Source organism: Streptomyces sp. NPDC054796 (assembly GCF_053611545.1).
Map to the genome: position 1 here is coordinate 106,601 of NZ_JBSHAO010000011.1, position 22,089 is coordinate 128,689.

The 22,089-nt window shown below is 73.9% G+C and carries 15 protein-coding genes; 9 read left to right on the forward strand and 6 right to left on the reverse strand.

All coding sequences use genetic code 11. The features are described 5' to 3' along the window. Window positions 1–58: 58 nt before the first annotated feature. The gene (locus ACWGJ2_RS12230; RefSeq protein WP_453345962.1) at window positions 59–3,190 is read right to left on the reverse strand and encodes a tetratricopeptide repeat protein; all 3,132 of its coding nucleotides are present in this window, start codon (window positions 3,188–3,190) and stop codon (window positions 59–61) included. After that, window positions 3,187–5,106, reverse strand: coding sequence for an HSP90 family protein (locus ACWGJ2_RS12235; RefSeq protein WP_453345963.1), 1,920 nt, complete (start codon window positions 5,104–5,106; stop codon window positions 3,187–3,189). Before ACWGJ2_RS12235 ends, ACWGJ2_RS12230 begins: the two co-directional genes overlap by 4 nt. A gap of 189 nt (window positions 5,107–5,295) precedes the next feature. On the opposite strand from ACWGJ2_RS12235, the gene ACWGJ2_RS12240 reads away from it, so the two are divergent. The 6 genes from ACWGJ2_RS12240 to ACWGJ2_RS12265 all read left to right on the forward strand — a co-directional run bounded on the left by ACWGJ2_RS12240 (window position 5,296) and on the right by ACWGJ2_RS12265 (window position 13,887). After that, window positions 5,296–6,912: an alkaline phosphatase D family protein gene (locus ACWGJ2_RS12240; protein WP_453345964.1), complete on the forward strand. Its 1,617-nt coding sequence runs from the start codon at window positions 5,296–5,298 to the stop codon at window positions 6,910–6,912. Next, window positions 6,909–7,511, forward strand: a complete 603-nt coding sequence (locus tag ACWGJ2_RS12245; RefSeq protein ID WP_453345965.1) for a DUF1990 family protein — start codon at window positions 6,909–6,911, stop codon at window positions 7,509–7,511. The genes ACWGJ2_RS12240 and ACWGJ2_RS12245 overlap by 4 nt, the downstream gene beginning before the upstream one ends. A gap of 99 nt (window positions 7,512–7,610) precedes the next feature. Continuing rightward, window positions 7,611–9,035 carry a GNAT family N-acetyltransferase gene (locus ACWGJ2_RS12250; protein WP_453345966.1) on the forward strand — a complete coding sequence of 475 codons (1,425 nt, stop codon included), beginning with the start codon at window positions 7,611–7,613 and terminating at the stop codon, window positions 9,033–9,035. A 197-nt stretch (window positions 9,036–9,232) separates the two neighbouring features. Next, a complete protein-coding gene (locus ACWGJ2_RS12255) occupies window positions 9,233–10,936 on the forward strand; it encodes a DUF885 domain-containing protein (protein ID WP_453345967.1) in 1,704 nt (567 codons plus the stop codon). Between the two features lie 329 nt (window positions 10,937–11,265). Beyond that, window positions 11,266–12,786, forward strand: coding sequence for a SulP family inorganic anion transporter (locus ACWGJ2_RS12260; protein ID WP_453345968.1), 1,521 nt, complete (start codon window positions 11,266–11,268; stop codon window positions 12,784–12,786). A 249-nt stretch (window positions 12,787–13,035) separates the two neighbouring features. Continuing rightward, the gene (locus ACWGJ2_RS12265; protein WP_453345969.1) at window positions 13,036–13,887 is read left to right on the forward strand and encodes an endonuclease I family protein; all 852 of its coding nucleotides are present in this window, start codon (window positions 13,036–13,038) and stop codon (window positions 13,885–13,887) included. 93 nt (window positions 13,888–13,980) lie between these two features. On the opposite strand, the gene ACWGJ2_RS12270 is transcribed toward ACWGJ2_RS12265, so the two are convergent. After that, entirely contained in the window at window positions 13,981–14,475 is a 495-nt protein-coding gene (locus ACWGJ2_RS12270; protein ID WP_453345970.1) for an STAS domain-containing protein, read from the reverse strand. Window positions 14,476–14,772: 297 nt separating this feature from the next. Between ACWGJ2_RS12270 and ACWGJ2_RS12275 the strand changes: the two genes are divergently transcribed. Next, window positions 14,773–15,687 carry an alpha/beta hydrolase family protein gene (locus tag ACWGJ2_RS12275; protein WP_453345971.1) on the forward strand — a complete coding sequence of 305 codons (915 nt, stop codon included), beginning with the start codon at window positions 14,773–14,775 and terminating at the stop codon, window positions 15,685–15,687. A 44-nt stretch (window positions 15,688–15,731) separates the two neighbouring features. On the opposite strand, the gene ACWGJ2_RS12280 is transcribed toward ACWGJ2_RS12275, so the two are convergent. Both ACWGJ2_RS12280 and ACWGJ2_RS12285 read right to left on the reverse strand, forming a co-directional pair. Beyond that, window positions 15,732–18,908 (reverse strand): AAA family ATPase, encoded by a 3,177-nt coding sequence (locus ACWGJ2_RS12280; protein WP_453345972.1) that lies wholly within the window; start codon window positions 18,906–18,908, stop codon window positions 15,732–15,734. Further along, window positions 18,905–20,149 (reverse strand): exonuclease SbcCD subunit D, encoded by a 1,245-nt coding sequence (locus ACWGJ2_RS12285; protein WP_453345973.1) that lies wholly within the window; start codon window positions 20,147–20,149, stop codon window positions 18,905–18,907. The genes ACWGJ2_RS12280 and ACWGJ2_RS12285 overlap by 4 nt, the downstream gene beginning before the upstream one ends. Before the next feature lie 438 nt (window positions 20,150–20,587). Here ACWGJ2_RS12285 and ACWGJ2_RS12290 point away from each other — a divergent pair, with 438 nt between their 5' ends. Then, on the forward strand, window positions 20,588–20,818 hold the full coding sequence (locus ACWGJ2_RS12290) for a hypothetical protein (protein ID WP_453345974.1): 231 nt from the start codon (window positions 20,588–20,590) through the stop codon (window positions 20,816–20,818). A 61-nt stretch (window positions 20,819–20,879) separates the two neighbouring features. Here the strand turns inward: ACWGJ2_RS12290 and ACWGJ2_RS12295 are convergent, their stop codons facing one another. Continuing rightward, window positions 20,880–21,509 carry a YigZ family protein gene (locus ACWGJ2_RS12295; RefSeq protein WP_453345975.1) on the reverse strand — a complete coding sequence of 210 codons (630 nt, stop codon included), beginning with the start codon at window positions 21,507–21,509 and terminating at the stop codon, window positions 20,880–20,882. Window positions 21,510–21,607: 98 nt separating this feature from the next. Between ACWGJ2_RS12295 and ACWGJ2_RS12300 the strand changes: the two genes are divergently transcribed. Continuing rightward, window positions 21,608–22,048 carry a CoA-binding protein gene (locus ACWGJ2_RS12300; RefSeq protein WP_453345976.1) on the forward strand — a complete coding sequence of 147 codons (441 nt, stop codon included), beginning with the start codon at window positions 21,608–21,610 and terminating at the stop codon, window positions 22,046–22,048. Window positions 22,049–22,089: the final 41 nt, after the last annotated feature.

The window sequence follows — 22,089 nt, forward strand, 5'->3', positions numbered from 1 at the left end:
GACCCCTCGTCGCAACAGGGGCGTGCGCGCGCCCCGGACCCGCCCCGCCAGGCCCCCGCTACGCCCCCTCGCCCTCCACTCGCGCATGGCTGAGGACCGCCCGCGCCTCGCGGCGCCGGGCGGCGGGCGTGGGGTCCCCGCCCCCGTCCCCGTCGGTGTCCCGCGTGCCGTCGGCGGCGGGCCGCTCCGGGTACGCGTCCAGCACGTCGCGGGCGCGGGAGGCCGCCGCCTCGACGCGGCCGAGGTCGGTCTCCAGCCAGGCGGCCATGAGTTCGGCCCCCGTACGGTCCGCGAGCCCCGTCTCGCCGCAGGAACGGAAGACGGCGATGGCGTGGTCCGTGTAGACCACGGCCTCACGGTAGGCGGCGAGGTTCATCGCGTACTGCTCGGGCGTGTCCCCGTCCTCGTCGGGCGGCCCTTCGGTGGTCTGGAGCAGCAGCTCGGCCGTCTGCCGGTAGGTCTGGCCCAGTTCCAGTTGGAGGCGCGTCCTGGCCCGCTGGTCCTGCTCGCTCTGCAACCCCCGCTCGACCTCGCCCAGCGCCTGTGCCATCAGCTCGATGGCCTTGGTGACCGCGGTGGTCTCCACGTCCCCGTCGTCGCCGAGGGCGATCCAGGCGCGGGAGCGCAGCGACCGTACGACGGCGTAGGTCTCGCCGAGCGGGCGCCACAGTTCCTCGGCGCGCTCGTAGGCGCGGGTGGCCTCCGCGCGCAGGTCGGCGTTCTTGAGCGCGTCGGCGGCGAGGTGCGCGAGCATCGCGTGGTCGCGCTGGTCCTCCCACTCCTTGGCGGTGTCGGCCGCGAGCAGGAACTGCTCGGCCGCCTCGCGGGACTCGCCCATCCGGGAGTGCGCCTGGCCCAGCCACCAGCGTGCCTGCACCACGTCGCCCTCGGCGTGCTCGGCGAGCAGGTCGGGCAGTACGGCCTCCAGCACCGTCGCCGCCTCCTCCCAGCGGTCGAGCGCGAGGTAGGTGCCGCCCAGGCGCAGCCGTGCGTGGCCGCCGAGTCCGGCGCTGTCGCCCGCCGCGTCGGCCCAGTGGGCGGCTTCGAGCAGGTGCAGCGATTCCTCACCGGCACGGTCCTGGAAGGCCAGGACGTCGGCGAGCGCGAGGTGGACGCGTGCCGTCTCCTCGGGGGCCAGCAGGGCCGCGCGCTCCACGTCGTCGAGGGCGCCGCGCAGCACACCCTCCGCCTCGTCGGCCTCCGCCAGACCCAGGAGTGCCTGCGCGAGGGCCAGTTCGGAGCCCGTCGCCTGCCAGGGGCGCCCGGCGGAGTGGTACAGCGCGGCGGCCTCGGCGAAGAGCCCGGCGGCACCCCGCGCGTCGCCGGTCTGGCCCGCGAGCCGGCCCCGCGACTCGGTGGCGTCGGCGATACGGGCCAGGACGGCGGGTTCGGCGCGGTCGGGCTCCGCCAGGGCGATCAGGCCGGCCAGCTCGGCGTCCAGCTCTGCCGCGGCCCGGTGCGGGTCCTCGGCCTCGCCGAGCAGCCCGCCCCGTATCCGCGCGCGGGAGAGAAGGACGGCCGTGGCGTGCTGGGTGCTGGCCCGGCCGTCGGAGTGGGCGGCGAGTGCTTCGGCGCACAGCGGTTCCAGGAGGTCCAGCGCCTCGTCCGGGCGGCCCGCGAAGGCGGTGGCCAGCGCGGCGCGGGCCCGGCACGCCAGCGCGTGGCCCTCCTCGCCCTCGGCGGCGAAGACGTCGGCGGCCTCCTGGAAGCGCGCTGCGCCCTCGGACGGGTCCGTACGGGCCAGCTCCATGGCGCGGTGGTCGAGCAGTTCGGCGCGTTCGACGGGGCTGAGCGGGGCGCCGCCGTCCGCGGCGCCATCGTCCGCGACGCGTCGCTCCAGCCGCCGCCAGGCGTCGAGGGCCGAGGGGTGGCCCGCGCCGCTGAGGCGGCGTGCCTCGGCGAGCAGGGCGCGGGGGTCGTCGGCCGCGGCTGCGGTCGCGGGCGCGGCGTCGGCCGGTGTGCGGGTGCCGGACGCCTCCGTACCGTCGCCCCTGCCATCGCCCGGAGCCCCCTCGTCGGACCCCGTCGACGGGACGTGCCCGGACGCCACAGGCCCAGCGCCCAGCGCGGCGCCGCGCACCCCCAGCGGCAGCCGCTCCACCAGCGGTTGGCCCGCCATGCGGGCGCGTGCCTCGTCGCTGACCACCGTCGTGCCGTTGCGCTTGTCGAAGCGGGCCGCAACCGACAGGGCCTCGTCCGACGCGTACGCGTGCAGGGACTCGGCGGTCCACTCGCGCCCCGGAGGCCCGGGGACGGGCTGCCGTGCGTGGCCGAGGTCCACCAGGCGCCGCGTCAGCAGCGCTGCCGAGACGGTCCAGTCGAGGTAGGTGTCGGGGTCGCCCGAGGGGTCCCAGTGGCCGGGCTGCTCGGCGAGGATCTCCAGTCCGCGCGGCTCGTTTCCCGTACGGGCGCAGAACGCGAGGTGTTCGGCCACGGCGTCCCGCATGCTCTCCAGGTTCCGCACCATGCGGTAGCCGCGCACGTGGTGGGAGCGTGCCTCTTCCAGGCGGCCGAGGCGCACGAGGGGCAGCAGGGAGGAGGCGAGGACGCCGTGCGGCTCGTGCAGACAGGTGTGGGTGCGGTCCAGTACGGGCCGCCACAGCCGCAGGGCCTCCTCGTCGTCCCCGCGCTCCTGGCGCCAGCTTCCCTGCTGGTGCAGCTCGCAGGCGTGGCAGTCGCTCATCTCGTCGCGGTCGGCGGCCAGCCACGCGGCGTACGCGCGCTCGGCGCGGTCCGTGTCGCCGATGTGCCGGGCGATGGTGAAGTCGCCCTGCCGCACGGCGCGTTCGGAGTGGCCCGCGACGCGGTAGCGGTGCTCCATCTCGGACTGCCAGCGCTCGATGGACTCCAGCGGGATGTGCGGCTGGTCGACCATGCCGCTGGAGACCCACTTGAAGATCCAGTGCAGATGGTGGGTGGCCCACTCGCCGAAGTCGCCGGGACGCTCGTCCCACATGCGCAGCAGGCGTGCGAACGGCACGAACGACTTGTCCGACTCGGAGCTGAAGTTGTAGGCGGAGACGAGGTTGAAGAGCGCGTCGATGAGGAGGGGGCGGTCGCCGGTGGCCTCGGCTTCGGCGAGCAGCTTCTCGGCGCGGGCGTTGCGCACGCGCCCCTCCGGCTCCGCGTCGTTCTCGCGCAGCGCGGTGCGGATCTCCTCGATCGACGGGTCGGCGGACGGTGCCGTCATCGGCCCTCCTCGCTCTCGTTGCTCTCGTTGCTCTCGTGGCGCTCGGTGCTCTGGTCGCGCCGGTCGGCGCTCTCGTCGCGCGGGCCGCCCTCGTGCCCCGGCGGCTCCGCCGGGTGGACGGCCCAGTCCAGGAGGCCGAGGAAGGTGCGGTTGAGCAGCGCGGAGTCCGTGGGGCGCAGGGGTCGCTGGGACATGAGCAGCGCCTGCCCGTAGAGCGCCTCCACGGCGGTGCCCGCCAGCCGTTCGTCCGCGACGGAGGCCATCCGGCGCACCAGCGGGTTGAGGTGGTTGAGGACGAGCCGGGCGCGGGGCGCGCTGCCGCGCAGCGAGCCGAGGATGCCCGCCCACAGCCCGTCGGCCGCCTCCTCCTCTTCGGCGCGCGCCGCCTCGTGGCGGCTGCCCCTGTCCTCGAGGTGGAGCGCGGGGACGGTGACGGGGTGGAAGGCGCGCAGCACGGGGTCGCAGCCCAGCGGGTCCAGGGTGGCGCGAGCGACGGCGAGGAACGGCGCGAGGGCCAGTTCCTCGCCCGGGTCCACGGTGTCGAGGTGTGCGGTGACCGTGTCCGTGTCCAGCTCGGCGACGGCGGTGCCGGGGCGGGCCCTGGGCAGCAGCTCGACCAGCTCGCTGTCGTACGTGTAGCCGCCGTTGACGACGCCGATGCCCTGGGCCGAGGCGATGGCGGCGACCTGGCGGTACTCCTCGACGCCACGGGTGAAGTGGACGACGGGGTGCCGCTTGGCGAACTCCTCCAGGGAGAGCTGTCCGTCGGTGGTCTCGAACGGCAGCCAGGGCAGCATCAGCCTGAGCATGTCCTCGTCGTGCCTGGCCAGGGACTTGACGCCCAGGTGGTGCACGGCGAGGAAGCGGCCCAGCCGCTCCTGGTCGCCCGCCGCGAGGCCCGCGAGCCACTCGCGGATGCGCCCGCCCAGCGCCTCGCGCACGGCCTCCAGCGTCCCGTCGGCGTACAGGTTCTCGCGCGACGCGGTGGGCCGGAGGCTGTCCGTGTCGATGACGCAGCGGACGAAGAAGGCCCAGTCGGGCAGGAGTTCGTCGGCGCGCTCCGTCAGCAGCATGCCCTTGAGGTGGACGCGGTGGGCGCCGCGCCGCGCCGGGCTGACGGCCGAGGGCAGCACATAGGCCACACCGCGGACCCCGGCGAGCGGCACCTCCAGCTCGATGACGTCCAGCGGCGAGAAGCCGAACGTCTCGTGGCAGTGCGCCGCGAGCGCCGCACGCCGCGCGGAGGGCCCGGAGTGGCGGCGCTCCCAGACCGGGGGCCTGTCGGTGACGGGCTTGTCGGCGACGCGCACGTCATAGGGCAGCAGCGCCCCGAAGTGGCGGGCCAGCTCGGCGACCCGCTCCTCCGTCAGCCACTCCTCGGCGCCGGGGCGCGCGGTGAGGTGCACGGTGGTGCCGGGCTCGGCACGGGCCTCGTCGGGCAGGGTGCGCACGGTGTACGAGCCGTCGTCGCGGGCCAGCCACTCGACGGGCGGGGCCTCGGGGTGGCGTGCCGAGCGGGAGACGACGCGTATCCGCTCCGCGACGACGAAGCAGGCGAGGAGGCCGATGCCGAACTGTCCCAGGAACTCGGCGCGCGCCGTCTCCAGACCGGCCTCGTCGCCCCGTTTGGAGCTGCGCCCGATGGTGGCCAGGAGGCTGTGCACATCGCTCTCGGTCAGGCCGACACCGCTGTCCTCGACGCGGAGAGCGCCGTCCGCCGCGTACAGGCGGACGGTCGCGGGCGCTTCGGGCTCCTCGGCGCGGCGCGCGGTGATGGCGTCCACGCCGTTCTGGAGCAGTTCGCGCAGATACACCTTGGGGCTGGAGTAGAGGTGGTGGGAGAGGAGGTCCACGAGCCCGCGCAGGTCGACCTGGAAGGTGTGCGGAGGTACGTGCGGTATCCGTTCGGCAGTCATTGCGCGGAATCCTAGGACGAGGGTCCGACACCGCACACGCCATATGACCACGCCGTACGACCACGCCGTTCGGCCGGAACCCTTATGTCCGCTGTGGCGTCGGTGTTCACTGGGGCGTCGTGTGTGGGGCACACGAAACGGCTATACGTGAGCCGCCGACCCTTTGACCACCACCAGGAGGCCCGTCCCATGGCGCAAGACGATCCGACCACCGGCAGAACCCCGGCCCCGGGCCCGGCCCCGGTTCCGGCCCCGGGGCGGCGCGCGGTGCTGCGCGGCTCGCTCGCCGCTTCCGCCGCGCTCTCGCTGCCCGCGCTCTCCGGTGCGGCGCCCGCGCAGGCACTCGCGGGGCGGCCGAGCGCCAGGTGGGGCGTCCAGGCGGGTGACGTGACCACGTCGTCCGGGCTGGTGTGGGCGCGTGCCGACCGCAGGGCGCGGATGGTGGTGGAGACGTCGGCGACGGAGTCGTTCCGGAACGCGAAGCGCTGGCACGGTCCCGTGGTGGGCCCGGAGACGGACTTCACGGGGCGCACCGCGCTGCGCGGCCTGCCCGCGGGCGAGCAGATCCACTACCGCGTGCTGCTCGCCGACCCCGACGACCCGCGCCGCACGGGCGAGCCGGTGTACGGCACCTTCCGTACGGCCCCTGACCGCAGGCGCGAGGACGTGCGCTTCCTGTGGTCGGGCGACCTGGCGGGGCAGGGCTGGGGGATCAACCCGGACCGGGGCGGCTATCCGATCTTCGAGGAGATGCGCCGTCTGGACCCGGACTTCTTCCTCAACAGCGGCGACACCATCTACGCCGACTCCCCCATCGTGGAGAAGGTGGAGCTGCCGGGGGGCGGCGTGTGGCGGAACGTCACCACGCCGGAGAAGGCGAAGGTCGCCGAGACCCTGGACGAGTTCCGCGGGAACTTCCGCTACAACCTCCTTGACGAGAACCTGCGCCGCTTCAACGCGCAGGTCCCCTCCGTCGTGCAGTGGGACGACCACGAGGTGCTGAACAACTGGTACCCGGGCGAGATCCTGGACGACGCCCGCTACACCGTGAAGGACGTGGACACCCTCGCCGCCCGCTCACTGCGGGCCTTCAGCGAATACTTCCCGCTCTCCACCCTGCCCCCGGGTGACGACGAGGGCAGGGTCTACCGCGTGGTGCACCACGGTCCCCTGCTGGACGTGTTCGTGCTGGACATGCGCTCGTACCGCAACGCCAACTCGCCGGGCCGCCAGGCCGACGACACGCAGGGCATCCTCGGCGCGACACAGCTCAAGTGGCTCAAGCGGGAGCTGTCGCGCTCGCGCGCGGTGTGGAAGGTCATCGCCTCCGACATGCCGGTCGGCCTCGTGGTCCCGGACGGCAAGACGGACTTCGAGGCGGTCGCGCAGGGCGACCCGGGCGCGCCGCTGGGCAGGGAACTCCAGATCGCGGAGCTGCTGCGGCACATCAAGCGGCAGCGGATCACCGGCACGGTCTGGTTCACCACGGACGTGCACTACACCTGCGCGCAGCACTACGAGCCGTCGGAGGCGGCGTTCGACGACTTCGCCCCGTTCTGGGAGTTCATCTCGGGCCCGCTGAACGCGGGCGGCTTCCCCGCGCTGAAGCTGGACGGCACGTTCGGCCCGAAGCAGGCGTTCGCGAAGGCACCGAGCACGGCGAACGTGCCGCCGTCCGAGGGCGGCCAGTTCTACGGGCAGGTCGACATCGACGGGTCGAGCGGCGAGATGACGGTCCGGCTGCGCGAGGAGGGCGGCGAGGTCCTGTTCACGAAGGTGCTCCAGCCGGGGCGCGTAGGCCAGTGAGTCCGGGCACGCCGGGGCGCCCCGCCGTGCGGCGCGCCCCGGACCTCACGGGCCTCACGTACGCGGAGACGGGCGCGACCTGGGAGGACACGGCTCCGCCCGGCTACCGCACGCTGCGCGTGAGCACGGTGCTCGGCTCCGGCGACGCCGTGTTCCGCGCCGCCGCAGCGGCCCTCATGGAGTGGCGGATGCACCGCGCGATGGGGGTACGCGTAGCCAAGGGGGCCACGCGGGCGGGGCGCGCCACTCCGGGCGCCGAGGTCACCGTGGGTCTTGGCGTGGGGCCGCTGCGGGTGTACGGGCCGTGCCGGGTGGTGTGGACGGCGGAGGGCGAACGCCTGGCGGGGTGGGCCTACGGGACGCTGCCGGGCCACCCGGTCTCCGGCGAGGAGGCGTTCCTCGTCAGCCGCGACGGCGCGGGCCCGGACGCCGCCGTGGTGCTGACGGTGCGCGCGTTCAGCAGGCCCCGCACCTGGTGGACACGGGCGGCGGGCCCGCTGCTCCGGTGGTTCCAGCGCGCGTACGCGCGACGCTGCGGGCAGGTGCTCCGGCGCGTCGCACGAGCTGACGCGACGGACAGGGCCGAAAGGGATAAGTAAAAGGGGTATCAATGGGGCACTAAGCGTCCAGATGCACCCTTAACCCGTCGGTCACAGAGCGTTCTTGATCACGCAATACCCGTGCGTGAGGGTGGTTTCATGGCTCACAACCCGAAGCGCAGGAAACCACACCGTCCCCACCACTGGCGCCGTGACATGGTGGAGCTGGCGGCCCTGTTCACCGCCGTCGCCGTCGCCGACACCGCGGCCAAGACCGTGGTGCACGCCCCCGAGGGGCCCGTCACGCTGAGTGTCGCCGCCGCGGCGCTGCTGGCCACGGCCGGGTTCCACACATGGTGGTCACGACGTCACACGCACGCGCCGCCGGGCTCCGATACGGACGGTCCGCGCACGGCGGGCGGACCGGCGCACACCCGCACCCCGGCGGACGGCGAGGACTCCGCGACGCGCGGGGTGACCTCGCTGTGGCGGATGCGGACGACCGTCGAGGAGGCACCGGGCTCCCTCGCCGCGCTGTGCACGGCGATGGCGGAGCACCGGGTGGACGTCCTCTCCCTCCAGACGCACCCGCTCGGCGACCGCACCGTGGACGAGTTCCTGCTGCGCGCCCCTGAGGCGCTGGAGGGCGACGAGCTGTCCCGGTTCGTCTCCCGCGCGGGCGGCAGCGACACCTGGCTGGAGCGCGCCGACGCGCACGACCTGGTGGACGCCCCGGCCAGGGTGCTCGGCCTGGCCACCCGTACGGCGCTGGACGCGGCGGAACTCCCGCTCGCACTGCGCCAGTTGCTGGGGCGCTGCGCCATCCAGTCGCTGCCCCCGGTCTCCGTGTTCGGACACAGGGCGGCCGGTGAGGTGCCGCCGGAGGGTGTGATGGAGGAGCACACGCTGCGGCTGCCCGACCCGGCGGGCGGGGCCATCGTCGTCGAGCGGCCCCACCTGCCCTTCACCCCGACCGAGTTCGCGCGCGCACGCGCCCTCGTCGAGCTGGACGCCAGGCTGGGGCACCGCATGCCGCGCAGCCGTGACGCGCTGACCCTGCCGGAGGGGCAGGAGATCACCGTACGCAGGGCGGACACCAGCGACCTCGACGCGGCCCGCGCGATGCACGAGCGCTGCTCGCAGCGGACCCTCGCGCTGCGCTACCACGGCCCCGTCAAGGACGCCGACCGCTATCTGGGCCACCTGCTCTCGCCGCGCTTCGGGCGGACCCTCGCCGTGGAGACGGCCTCGGGCAAGCTGGTGGCGCTGGGGCATCTGCTGTGGGACGGCGACGAGACCGAGGTGGCCCTCCTGGTCGAGGACGCCTGGCAGCGCAGGGGCATCGGCGAGGAGCTGCTGCGGCGGCTGGTCGCGCTGGCCGGTGAGGCGCGCTCCGAGTGCGTCTACGCCGTCACCCAGTCGTCCAACACCGCCATGGTCGCGGTGATGCGGGGCCTCGGGCTGCCGCTCGACTACCAGGTGGAGGAGGGCACGCTCGTCATCACAGCGCGGCTGGCTCCCGTGCCCGCGTCCGCGCCGTCCGCTGAACCCGTGGCCCCCGCGACGAAGGGCGCCGAGGGCTGAGCACCGGAGCGGGACGGCCCAGGCCCGGAAGGGTACGTCCCGCTCCCGGCGCGCCCCGGCGCGTCCCGGCGCGGCGACCGGCCGCGTGCCGTACGTACGCCCCCCCGCGACGCCCTCGCCCACGGCGCGGCGCCGATCCGTCAGCTCACGGCGCAATGCTGGTGACGCGGGGCGCTTCCCCGTACCAGGATGGGCGCATGTCCGATGCAATGAATGCCGCGCCCCTGCCGCGCCAGGTCGCCGACGCCTATGTCGACGCGCTCGTCGAACTCGACCCGATCACCGGCACCTATCTCGGAGTGCCCGAGAGCCATGGCAAGCTGCCCGACTTCTCCCCCGCGGGCCAGGAGGCGCTGGCGGAGCTGAGCCGGGTGACGCTCCAGCGGCTGGCCGAGGCGGAGGCGCGGCCCGGCGGGGACAGCGAGGCGGAGCGGCGCTGCGCGCGGCTGCTGCGCGAGCGGCTGACCGCCGAGCTGGCCGTGCACGAGGCGGACGAGGGCCTGCGCGCCGTCAGCAACCTCAGCTCACCGGCGCACTCCGTGCGCGGCATCTTCACCGTGATGCCGTCCGAGTCCGAGGAGGACTGGACGAACGTGGCCGCGCGGCTGCGTGCGGTGCCCGCGGCGATGGAGGGGTACCGCGCGTCGCTGGAGGCCGGGCTCGCCAAGAAGCTGTACGCGGGCCCGCGCCAGGTGTCCACGGTGACCGGCCAGCTCAGCGAGTGGATCGGCGAGGACGAGCAGGGGGACGGCAAGGGCTGGTTCGTCTCCTTCGCGGGCGAGGGCCCCGAGTCGCTGCGCGCGGAGCTGACCGAGGCCGCGGGAGCGGCCACGCGCGCCATCGGGGAGCTGCGCGACTGGCTGCGCGACGTGTACGCGCCCGCCGTCGAGGGCGCACCGGAGACGGTGGGCCGTGAGCGCTACGCGCGCTGGGCCCGCTACTGGAACGGCGCCGATCTGGACCTGGACGAGGCGTACGCGTACGGCTGGTCCGAGTTCCATCGGCTGCTGGGCGAGATGCGCGTCGAGGCGGAGAAAATCCTGCCGGGCGCGCGCACCCCCTGGGAGGCGCTGCGTCATCTGGACACGCACGGCGAGGCCGTCGAGGGCGTGGACGAAGTGCGCGACTGGCTCCAGAGCATCATGGACGAGGCCATCGAGAAGCTGGACGGCACCCACTTCGAGCTGGCCGAGCGCGTCAAGCGCGTCGAGTCCCGCATCGCGCCGCCCGGCAGCGCCGCCGCCCCGTACTACACGCAGCCGTCGCTGGACTTCTCCCGCCCTGGGCGCACCTGGCTGCCGACGATGGGCGAGACCCGCTTCCCCGTCTACGACCTGGTCTCGACGTGGTACCACGAGGGCGTTCCTGGCCACCACCTCCAGTTGGCCCAGTGGGCGCACGTCGCGGACGAGCTGTCGCGCTACCAGACGACGGTCGGCATGGTCAGTGCCAACGCGGAGGGCTGGGCGCTCTACGCCGAGCGGCTGATGGACGAGCTGGGCTTCCTGCACAACGCGGAGCGGCGCCTCGGCTATCTGGACGCGCAGATGATGCGCGCGACGCGCGTGATCGTGGACATCGGCATGCACCTGGAGCTGGAGATCCCGGCCGACTCGCCCTTCCACCCCGGCGAGCGGTGGACACCCGAGCTGGCGCAGGAGTTCTTCGGCATGCACAGCGGCCGTCCCGCCGACTTCGTCGAGAGCGAGCTGGTGCGCTACCTGGGCATCCCGGGCCAGGCCATCGGCTACAAGCTGGGCGAGCGCGCCTGGCTGACGGGCCGTGAGGCGGCCCGCAAGGCACACGGTGACGCCTTCGACGCGAAGAAGTGGCACATGGCCGCGCTGTCCCAGGGCTCGCTGGGCCTGGACGACCTGGTGGCGGAGCTCTCCGCACTCTGACCCGCCCCGGCTCCCCGGCCCCCGGCCCACAGTCCGCGCGCCCGGCCCGTACCCCGCGTTCCTCACCGGCGGGGTGCGGGCCGCGCGCGTTCAGGAACCCGCCCCGCGCCCCCGTGCGCTGGGCTTTTCTCTTCAGGCTGCCTTCAGGAAGCGTGCGCCATCGTGTGGCGCACGGTGCCCGGAAAGATCACGGCGGGGCCCGCTCCGCCGTGCCCGCTCCCCTGCCGCGTCAACGCCGACGTGCCGGCCGGCGCACCGTTCCCTGACATGACCCGACCACACCACGCGCGCCGCGGCAGCACTGCGCAGCGCGTAGGAGGCAGGCCAGCATGAGGAACCGGATCCCCGCGTTCTCCCCCCTCACTCCCCCCGTGATCAGGCGCGACGTCCTCGCGTCCCTGGTCGTCTTCCTCGTCGCCGTCCCCCTGTGCGTCGGCGTGGCCGTCGCCTCGGGCGTCCCGGCCGAACTGGGCCTCATCACCGGCATCGTCGGCGGGCTCGTCGTCGGCTGCCTGCCCGGCAGCTCGCTCCAGGTGAGCGGTCCGGCCGCCGGACTCACCGTCCTCGTCTACGAGGCGGTCCGCGAGTTCGGGCTTCCCGCGCTCGGCCTCATCGTCCTCGCGGCCGGACTGCTCCAGGTCGCGCTCGGCGCCCTGCGCTTCGGCCGCTGGTTCCGCGCGATCTCCGTCGCCGTGGTGCAGGGGATGCTGGCCGGGATCGGCCTCGTCCTCGTTCTCGGGCAGGTCTACGCGATGGCCGACGCCGAGCAGCCCACCAGCGGCCTCGGCAAGCTGGCGGGGCTGCCGGGGCTCGCCGCCGACATCGTGAGCGGACCCGCCGCGCTCCCGGCCTTCTGCGTCGGCGTGGGCACCCTCGCCGTCCTCGTCCTGTGGCAGCGGCTGCCCGCCAAGGTCCGCCTCGTGCCGGGCCCCCTCGTGGCCGTCGCCCTCGCCACAGCGGTGACCGCGGTGGCCGGGCTCCCCGTGGCCAAGGTCGAGGTCCACGGGCTGATCGCGTCAATCCAGCCGCCAGGGCTGGGCGAACTCGGCTCGCTGGCACAGCTCTCCTTCCTCGGTACCGTCCTCGCCTTCGCCCTCATCGCGTCCGCCGAGAGCCTCTTCAGCGCGGCGGCCGTGGACCGCATGCGGGAGGGGGCGCGTACGGACTACGACAAGGAGCTGATGGCACAGGGCGCGGGCAACCTGGTCTGCGGCGCGCTGGGCGCGCTCCCGATGACCGCCGTGATCGTGCGGAGCGCCGCCAACGTCCAGGCGGGCGCGCGGACCAAGCTCTCCCGGGTGCTGCACGGCTTCTGGCTGCTGCTGTTCGCCGCGCTGCTCCCCTCCGCGCTCGGCGTCATCCCCGTCGCCGCGCTCGCGGGCGTGCTGGTGCACGCGGGCGCGAAGCTGGTGCCCGTACGGCAGTTGGCGCCGCTGTGGCGCGAGCACCGGGGCGAGGCGGTCGTCCTCGGGGTGACCGCGGTCGCGATCGTGGTGACCAACATGTTCGAGGGTGTGCTGCTCGGGCTGCTGCTGGCCGTCGTGAAGACCGCGTGGGAGACCTCCCATGTCCACGTGGACGTGCGCGAGCTGACGGGCGGGCGGCTCGTGGTGTCGGTCGGCGGCAACGCGACGTTCCTGCGGCTGCCCAAGATCCTGGACACGCTGGAGGCGCTGCCCCCTTCGAGGCCCGTCGAGCTGGACCTGACCGGGCTGCGGCACCTGGACCACGCCTGCCGCACCGCGCTGGACAACTGGGCCGAGCAGCACAACGCGACGGGCCAGGACTCACCCGTCCGTGTCACGGGCACCCCCGCCCTCGCGGGACGGTCCGCCGCCTCCGGGGAGTGACGGCGGCGGTCCCCGCGCCCCGGGGGTGAACGGCGGGGCCGGACGGCCGACGGGTCGGGACATGCCCGCCATTCCCGCCCAACGGGAACAGGTGTTCACCGTTTCTCCGCAGATCCCTTCCGTCACCGTCGCACCGAGGAGATGCGGCGGTGGAAGGCTTCACCGCGGCTGATGACCCGTCGGCCGGTGCCGCTCCGCACCCCCACGTTCGGCGGCGCGGTGCCACATCCTCGGGGAGAGGACAGCTTCGTGGACCAGACGAAACGTTCCACCGCGCGCCGTAGAACCCTGACCGGGCTCACCGGAGCCGTACTCGTCGCGCTCGCCGCCGCTACCGTGACCACGGCGCAGGCGACGCCCGAACCCGCGTCGCCCGCGGCCCACTCGGCCGCCGCCCGGGCCGGTTCCGCCGCTGACGACGAGTACTACAAGGACGCGGAGGGCAAGACCGGACCCGAACTCAAGTCCGCGCTGCACGAGATCATCAGCAGCAACACCACCCAGCTCTCGTACGACGAGGTGTGGGACGCGCTCAAGGTCACCGACCAGGACCCCGACAACTCGTCCAACGTCATCCTCCTCTACAGCGGCCGTTCCCAGTCCAAGGACAGCAACGGCGGCGACGCGGACAACTGGAACCGCGAGCACGTCTGGGCCAAGTCGCACGGCGACTTCGGCACCAGCACGGGCCCCGGCACCGACGTCCACCACCTGCGGCCCACCGACGTGTCGGTCAACAGCACCCGGGGCAACAAGGACTTCGACGAGGGCGGCACGGAGGTCGACGAGGCCCCGGGCAACTTCACCGACGACGACTCCTACGAGCCGCGCGACGCGGTCAAGGGCGACGTCGCCCGGATGATCCTCTACATGGCCGTCCGCTACGACGGCGACGACGGCTTCGCCGACCTGGAGCCTAACGACGAGGTGGACAACGGCTCGAAGCCGAACATCGGCCGCCTCTCGGTCCTCAAGGAGTGGAGCACGCAGGACCCGCCGGACGACTTCGAGAAGAACCGCAACCAGGTGATATTCGACCAGTTCCAGCACAACAGGAACCCGTTCATCGACCACCCGGAGTGGGTCGGCGAGATCTGGTAGACCGCCGTCGGCCCAGTACCACCGACGAGCGCTCCCGTACCCCTACCCCTTCCGGTGCGGGAGCGCTCTTCCCCGGCTCTGCGCGAGGTGCGCTCAGGCGAGGCCCGAGGGCGGCGCGGGCGGCGGGGGGATGCGCTCGGACAGGTCGGACGAGGCCAGCTCGGCACGTACCTCGGGGGTCTCGAAGAGGCCGCAGGGCACCTGCGGCGGCCAGACGGGACGGTGGTGCTCGGGCACCGTGTCCAGCGCCTGACGGACGGTGTCGAAGGCGCACAGCAGGGTGTCGCTGCTCGTCTGGTGCAGCAGATCGGCGAGCCTGCGCCCCACACCTGCGAGCAGGAGCGCGCCGTCACGGCGGTGCAGCAGCCAGCGCAGGCTCAGCATGCAGTACAGGCCCCGCGAGTCGCAGAAGGACAGCGCGGTCACGTCCAGGATCAGATAGCGGTAGCCGGCCGCCGCCGCGGCACCGAGCGAGGTGAGGAACTGCCGCTCGGACACATAGTCGAGGTCGCCGCTCACCCGTACCACCGCACAGCCGTCACAGGCCGCGAGAGCGGTGATGCGCACATGGCTGGACTCTGGGGGCACCGCACCTCCGTTCGGTCATCGCGTCAGAACCAGTAGCCAGCGGCACATTACCGACTCACCCGGCCGCTCCTGTCACCGAGGCCACCCAAGACCCGCCGAAGTCCCCCGAAGAACCCCCGAAAATCCCCCGAACACCCACCCTGTTCACCACAGTGGCCCCGTCGGTTCCGGTCCGGCGCCGCGTGTCGGCCGGACGCGCCGTCCGGCGGGCGTCCGTGCCGCGATGACAACGCGGCGCCGCAAGATGTCCCGTCAAAGCGAAGAACGGCGGCGGGGACGTGGACACACTGTCGGCGCATGAGACCGAAGAGCACCCCCACGAGAACGACGAGAACCACGAGAACGCAGAACAGAGTCGCGCTGGTGACGGCCGTCGCCGCGCTCGCGGGCGCCGCGACGCTCGTGCCCCAGCAGGCGCAGGCGGGCCCCGGCAACCCCTACGAGCGCGGGCCTGCGCCCACAGAGGCGAGCGTCACCGCCGAGCGCGGTCCCTTCGCCGTCTCCCAGAAGGCGGTACCCGAGAGCGCTGACGGCCGCTTCAACAAGGGCACCGTCTACTACCCCACCGACACCTCGCAGGGCACGTTCGGCGCCGTCGCGATCAGCCCGGGGTTCGTCTCCCCCGAGGCCGCCGTCGGCTGGCTCGGGCCGCGGCTGGCCTCCCAGGGCTTCGTCGTCATGACGCTGGAGACGAACACGCCGCTCGACTTCCCCGACCAGCGCGCCGACCAGTTGCTCGGCGCGCTGGACTGGCTCACCACGTTGAGCGACGTACGCGACCGGATCGACGCCTCCCGGCTCGCGGTCGCGGGCCACTCCATGGGCGGCGGCGCCAGCCTCCGCGCCTCCGAGAAGCGGCCGACGCTCCAGGCCGCCGTCCCCCTCACGCCCTGGCACACCGACAAGACGTGGGAGAAGGACCCCGTGCCCACGCTCGTCGTCGGCGCAGAGAACGACGCCATCGCGCCCGTGGCCGAGCACGCCGAGCCGTTCTACGGCAGCCTGAGCGCCGCGCCAGAGAAGGCGTACCTGGAACTGGAGGGCGCCGACCACCTGGCGCCCGTGGCGCCCAATGTGACGGTGGCGAAGTACGCCATCTCGTGGCTCAAGCGGTACGTGGACGACGACACCCGCTACGAGCAGTTCCTCTGCCCGCCCCCGCGGCCCTCCTCGACGATCAGCGAGTACCGCGACACCTGCCCCGGTTCCTGAACCCTGACCCCTGAGCCCGTGAGGGGCGCCCGTGCGGGCGTCCCTCACGCCCGTACGGGCGCGGACCGCAGCCGCAGCGACGAGCCCTTGCGGGACTTGGCGACCTCCAGTTGCACCGGGACACGCTGACGCAGGTCGGCGACGTGGCTGACGATCCCGACGCAGCGGTCGCGCTCGCGGAGTGAGTCGAGGACGTCCAGCACCTCGTCCAGGGTCTGCTCGTCCAGGCTGCCGAAGCCCTCGTCGATGAAGAGGGTCTCCAGCCGGGTCCCGCCCGCCTCCTCGGTGACGACGTCGGCCAGGCCGAGCGCCAGAGCCAGCGAGGCGGAGAAGGTCTCACCGCCCGAGAGGGTCGCCGTGTCCCGTTCGACGCCGGTCCACGCGTCGATGACGTGCAGCCCGAGCCCCGAACGGCCGCGGCCCGAGGCGCGCGCGTCGGAGTGCACGAGCGTGTAGCGCCCGCCCGACATGTGGGACAGCCGGGCGCTCGCCGCCGCTGCCACCTGCTCCAGGCGGGCCGCCAGCACGTACGACTCCAGCCGCATCTTGCGCTCGTTCTCCGCCGAGGTGCCCGCCGCGAGTCCGGCGAGGCGCGCGACGCGCTCGTAGCTCTCGCGCAGCGGCGCCACCCGGCGCGCCTCCGCGAGCGCGCGGGCCGTGAGCCCGTCCAGCTCGTCGCAGCGGTGCCGGGCCGCCTCGTCGGCGGCCGACGCCGCGCGCAGCCGGGCGGTCGCCTCCCGCACCGCGCGCTCGGCCTCCTCGGTGTCGGCCGGGGCCTCGCCCGCGGCCTCGGCCAGCTCCGGGTCCGCCAGCTCCGCCGCGACGGACGCCTCTTCGGCCTGCCGCGCCTCCAGCCGCTCGCGCAGGGCGGCCTGTTCGGCCTCGCCGAGCACCGCTTCGGCGGCGGCCCCGGGCGTGTCGAAGTGCGCGCGGTAGGCGGCGTCGGCGAGTCGCGCGTCGGCCTCCTTGAGCCGCTGCGCCGTGCCCTGCGCGGTACGGGCCGCCTCGGCAGCGCCGGTCAGCAGCGCGACACGCCGCTCCAGGAAGGCCGCGCGCTCGGCGACGCTGCGTTCCGCGCCGCGCGCCTGCCGCAACTCCTCGGCCAGCGACGCCTGTTCGCGCTGGAGCGCCTCGCGCTGCGAGGTGCGTGCCGCGGTGCGCCGCGCCGCGTCCTGCTGCTGGGCGCGGCGCCGCTCGTACTCGCCCTCGGCCCTGGCCAGCGCCTCCTTCGCCGCGTGCGCCCCGGCCGCCAGGCCGTGGGCCTCGGCGTGTTCGCGCTCCAGGCGGGCCGCGACCTCTGCGAGTTCCCCGGTCTCCTCCTCGCCGGACTCGGCGCGCGCGGCGGCCAGTTCCTCGCGCAGCCGTCCGAAGGTCTCCTCCGCCGACTCCCGCGCCGACTCCGCCCGCCCGCTGGCCGCGAACGCGCCGTCCTCGGCCTCCTGCCCGACGTGCTCGGCGTCCAGGCGCGCGGGCTCGGGGTGTTCGGGCGAGCCGCAGACGGCGCACGGCTCGCCGTCGCGCAGCCCGGCGGCCAGCTCGGCCGCGAAGCCGCGCAGCCGCCTGTCCTTGAGGTCGAGCCAGCGCTCGCGTGCGGCGGACGCCGCCTCACGGGCGCGCAGCGACGCCTCCCGCGCCGCCTCGGTCTCCCCGGCGAGCCGGTCCCTGCGCCGGGCCGCCTCCAGGCGGCGGCGTGCCGGTTCGAGCTGTCCCGCGAGGTGTTCGGTGCGGGCGAGCGCCTCCTGCGCGGCGTCGACGCGCCGCTGGTGCTCCTCGCGCGTGCGCTCCCAGCCCGCCAGCCACTCATCGGCCTCGCGCAGCACCTCCTCGTCGGCGCGCGACTCGCGCTCCAGCGCCCCGAGTTCGGCGGCGATGGCGCCCTCGCGGGCCTCGGCGCGGCGCGCCGCGCTCAGGGAGCCCAGCTCTTCGCGGGCCTCGCCCTCCAGCTCGGCGAGGCGCGCCGGGGCCGCGTCGGCGATGTCCGGCGGCAGCGGTGCGCGGCTGCGGCTCTCCTCGGCTGCGGCCCGCCGGTGCTCGGCCTCGGCCGACTCGCGCAGGGCGACGGCCGGGGCGACGGACTCGGCGGCGCGGGCGCGCTCCAGCCGCTCCCGTTCGGCGTCGCGACGCGGTGCCGTGGCCCCCAGTTCGGCCGCGCGCCGACGGGCCTCGGCGTGGCGCCGCTGACGTCGGGCCAGTTCCCGTATGTCGTCCTGTCGGCGTGTCGCGCGGGCGTGCCCGTCCTCGGCGGCGAGCGCGGCGAGCGCGGCGATGTCGCGGCGCTCGCGGGCCTCCGTACGGGCGAGGGCCGCCCATTCCAGCACCGCGTCGGCCAGCCCGGGGTCGCCGGGCGACAGCGGCGCGGCGTCGTCCTGGCCCGCGCCGGTGCGTGTACCCGGTCCCGTCGTGGCGGGGCGGCGTCCGCGCGCGGGGGCGGCGGCCTGCCGGCGCTGGTCGGGCACGGCGCGCGGGGTGCCGTCCCCCGGTGCGTCCGCATCTGCATCCGCATCCGCGTCCGCGTCCGAGAAGGCCCCCGCTGAGGGTGCGGCCTCCCCCGCCGCCTGGCGCATGCGGTGGGCGAGGCCCAGCAGCGCCTCGTCCCCTGCCCGTACTTCCTCCTGCGCGCTCCTGCGCATCTTCGCCAGGTGCTCCTCGACGGCGGCGAAGCGCCCGGTGTCGAAGAGGCGGCCCAGCAGCTTGGCGCGTTCCTCGGCCCCGGCGCGCAGGAAGCGCGCGAAGTCTCCCTGCGGGAGCAGCACGACCTGGCAGAACTGGTCGCGGTTCATGCCCGTGAGCTGGGTGATCTCCTCGCCGATCTCCTGGTGGGAGCGGCTGAGCGCCTTCCAGTCACCCGTCACCGTGTCGTACTCGCGCAGCCACGACTGCGCCTTCTCCCTGGTGGTGCCGCTCCCCCGGAGCTTGGGCCGCTCCTGCTCCGGCCTGCGGGTGATCTCCAGCCGCCGCTCGCCGACAGTCAGGTCGAGCACGACCTCCGTCAGGGTGTGCGGCTCAGCGTGGTGGCTGCGCAGCGTGCCGCCCGGCTGCTGGCGGGCCCCCGGCACGCCCCCGTACAGCGCGAAGCACACCGCGTCGAGCACGGAGGTCTTGCCCGCGCCCGTCGCGCCGTGCAGCAGGAAGAGTCCGGCGGCCGAGAGCGTGTCGAAGTCGACCTCGTGGGAGCCGCCGAAGGGCCCGAACGCGGTCATCGTCAGCCGGTGCAGCCTCATCGTGCCCCCTCGGTCACCGTATGCCCCGCCCCCGCTCCGGTCCCGGTGCCGGTCGCCGTGTGGCCGGTCCCGGGTACCGCGTGCCCCGTCTCGGCCGCCTCGTCGGCCCGTACGGCGTCGAGCGCGGCGCTCAGCATGTCCCGCTCGCCGCTGTCGGCGTCGCGGCCGGCGCGCACATGTCCGACGAAGTCCTCGGCGATCTGCTGGTCACTGCGGCCACGCAGCTTCCGCGCGTACGAGGCGTGCGCGTCCTCCTCCTCGCGCTCGGGCTGGAAGGCGAGGGCGAGGATGTGCGGGAAGCGGGTCTCCAGGCGGGCCATCGGCTCGTACGGGCGCGCCGCGTCGGTGAGCGTCGCCTCGACCCACGAATCCTCGTGCCGCGCGTGCGCCGGGTCCGCCAGCAGCTCCTCCAGCGTGCCCCTGATCCTGGCCAGCGGGCGCGGCACGGGGCAGTCGATCCGCTCGGCCGCCACGGAGCCTCCGGCATCCAGGTCGACGAGCCACATGGACTTGCGGTGCCCGCTCTCGGAGAAGGAGTAGGCCAGCGGCGAGCCCGAGTAGCGCACCCGCTCGGTGAGGGTCTGGCAGCCGTGGAGGTGGCCCAGTGCCGCGTAGTCCACGCCGTCGAAGACCGAGGCGGGGACGGAGGCGACGCCGCCGACGGTGAGGTCCCGTTCACTGTCGGAGGCCTCACCGCCGGTGACGAAGGCGTGGGCCAGGACGACGGAGCGGGTGCCGGGGTCGCGCCCGGCCAGGTCGGCGCGCACCCGGTCCATGGCGGCGCCCAGCACGGCGGTGTGGCTGCGGCTCTCGGCGCCCAGTTCCTCGCGCACGAGAGAGGGCTCCAGATACGGCAGCCCGTAGAAGGCCACGTCGCCGTCGGCGTCGGAGAGCAGCACGGGGGTGCCGCAGGAGGCGGGGTCGGTGCGCAGATGGATGCCCGCGCCCTCCATGAGCCCGGAGCCGACGCCGAGCCTGCGCGCCGAGTCGTGGTTGCCCGAGGTCATGACGGTGGGGACGCCGAGCGAGGCGAGCCGGTGCAGCGCCGTGTCGAACAGCTCGACGGCCGCGAGGGGCGGCACCGCCCTGTCGTAGATGTCCCCGGCGACGACGACGGCCTCGACCTCCCTGGCCTCCACCGTGGCGACGAGGTGTTCGAGGAAGGCCCGCTGCGCGTCGAGCAGGCTCACCCGGTGGAGGCCTCGCCCCAGGTGCCAGTCCGATGTGTGCAGCACTCTCACGACAGGCACCCCACCCGCACGTCCACCCTCTCCCGCCCTCTACGCCCTGAAGCCGGTACTTCACCGCCACCGGTCCCCGCCGGTGGGCACGCACCACACTAGCCCCGCTGCGCACACGCCTCGTCACGGCTCTCCCTACGGGCGCGGACCGGGAGAGGCGAGGGCGAGAAGAAGAGGAGGCGGGACAAGGCCGGAGGAGCTGCCCCGGACACCACACGGAATGCGTCCGCGCCTCGTTTTCGAAGGCCCCGAGTGGTGAACCCGGTCACAGTGAGGACCGACGGAAGGAGGCGCGAGGGAGACTGTCCGGGCAAGCGGCCCGGGTGTGGCCATTGATTTCACGCCCTGTTCGCGGGCATTTTGCCCACGTGTAGGAACGCCACCTCGCGGAAAGACGACAGCACGGTGACAAGTGATCCGGCGTACAGGAGGCGAGGGGTGAGCGAGGAGGCTTTTACGGCCCGCTACTACCGCTACGAGGAAGCAGGTGAACAGCGTTGCTCCTCATTGCTGGAGGCCGTGCGTTATCTGAGACAGCACTACGAACGGGGGGACCTCTTCCCCAGGGACATCGTCGACGGTGACGACACCGTGGTCCTCAGCGGTCACGCGCTGCGCCGCGCCATGGACCACGCGCGCTCCCTCATACCCAGGCAGCGCCAGGAATAGGGGGCGGTACCCACACGTCCCGTCCGGAGGCCGGGCCCCCGCCTCCGCGGGGACGGTCGGCTCAGACCGACCCGTAGACCTCTCCGCCCAGCTCCAGTCGTGCCGTGCCCGCCGTGGCGTCGGCCAGCCAGGAGCGGAAGGCGTCGAGACCGGATTCGGGGAGACCGACCTCGATGGCCACCTCCGCCCCGTAGGTCACCTCCCGCACCGCGTGCCCCGTCGCACGCAGCTCGTTCTCCAGCTTCCCCGCACGTTGGTGGTCCGTGGTGACCGTGACGAGCCGGAAGCGCTGCCTCACGACGGTTCCCACCGCGTCCAGTGCCTCGCCGACGGCGCCCCCGTAGGCGCGGATCAGACCGCCGGCGCCCAGCTTGGTGCCGCCGAAGTAGCGGGTCACGACGGCGACCGCGTAGCGGATCTCGCGACGGGTCAGCATCTGGAGCATGGGCACTCCGGCCGTGCCGCCGGGCTCGCCGTCGTCGCCGGCCTTCTGGACCGCGCCGTCGGCGCCGATGACGTAGGCCCAGCAGTTGTGGTTGGCGGCCGGGTGCCGCTTGCGCACGCCCGCGATGAAGTCCTGCGCCTCCTGCTCCGTGGCAGCGGGCGCGAGGGCGCAGAGGAAGCGCGAACGGCTGATCTCGGTCTCGTGGACACCCTCGCCCGCGACGGTCACATACTGCTCCTGCTGCATCCCGCCACCCTATGCGGGCCGGTGCGGGGGCTGCGCGGGACCGGTACGGGGCCGGTACGGGCGGGAATGCTCCGCCCGTGTCAGGGGTTGGATCAGCCATGGCAGCGACACGCGGTGAGACATACGGCGAGACGTACGGCGACCAGGAAACGGTCCGCAGGATCCTGACGGAGTCGGGCGACACCTGGGCGGTGGTCGGCCTCTCCAACAACCAGGCGCGTGCCGCGTACGGCGTGGCGGGGGTCCTCCAGCGCTTCGGCAAGCGCGTGGTACCGGTGCACCCGAAGGCCGAGCCGGTCCACGGCGAACAGGGCTACGCCTCCCTGGCCGACATCCCCTTCCCCGTCGACGTCGTGGACGTCTTCGTCAACGCGGACCTGGCGGGGGCCGTCGCCGACGAGGCGGTGGCCGTGGGCGCCAAGGCGGTCTGGTTCCAGCTCGACGTGATCGACGAGTCCGCGTACGCGCGTACGCGCGCGGCGGGCCTGGACATGGTGATGAACCGCTGCCCGGCGATCGAGATCCCCCGCCTGGGCTGAGCCCACCGGGCCACATCCGTCGGCCAGTTCCCTGCCCGACG

Excerpts from the sequence above, each read along its gene's own strand:
- ACWGJ2_RS12230 (WP_453345962.1), bottom strand. The coding sequence starts at position 3,190 with ATGACGGCACCGTCCGCCGACCCGTCGATCGAGGAGATCCGCACCGCG.
- ACWGJ2_RS12235 (WP_453345963.1), bottom strand. The coding sequence starts at position 5,106 with ATGACTGCCGAACGGATACCGCACGTACCTCCGCACACCTTCCAGGTC.
- ACWGJ2_RS12240 (WP_453345964.1), top strand. The coding sequence starts at position 5,296 with ATGGCGCAAGACGATCCGACCACCGGCAGAACCCCGGCCCCGGGCCCG.
- ACWGJ2_RS12250 (WP_453345966.1), top strand. The coding sequence starts at position 7,611 with ATGGCTCACAACCCGAAGCGCAGGAAACCACACCGTCCCCACCACTGG.
- ACWGJ2_RS12255 (WP_453345967.1), top strand. The coding sequence starts at position 9,233 with ATGTCCGATGCAATGAATGCCGCGCCCCTGCCGCGCCAGGTCGCCGAC.
- ACWGJ2_RS12260 (WP_453345968.1), top strand. The coding sequence starts at position 11,266 with ATGAGGAACCGGATCCCCGCGTTCTCCCCCCTCACTCCCCCCGTGATC.
- ACWGJ2_RS12275 (WP_453345971.1), top strand. The coding sequence starts at position 14,773 with ATGAGACCGAAGAGCACCCCCACGAGAACGACGAGAACCACGAGAACG.
- ACWGJ2_RS12280 (WP_453345972.1), bottom strand. The coding sequence starts at position 18,908 with ATGAGGCTGCACCGGCTGACGATGACCGCGTTCGGGCCCTTCGGCGGC.
- ACWGJ2_RS12295 (WP_453345975.1), bottom strand. The coding sequence starts at position 21,509 with ATGCAGCAGGAGCAGTATGTGACCGTCGCGGGCGAGGGTGTCCACGAG.
- ACWGJ2_RS12300 (WP_453345976.1), top strand. The coding sequence starts at position 21,608 with ATGGCAGCGACACGCGGTGAGACATACGGCGAGACGTACGGCGACCAG.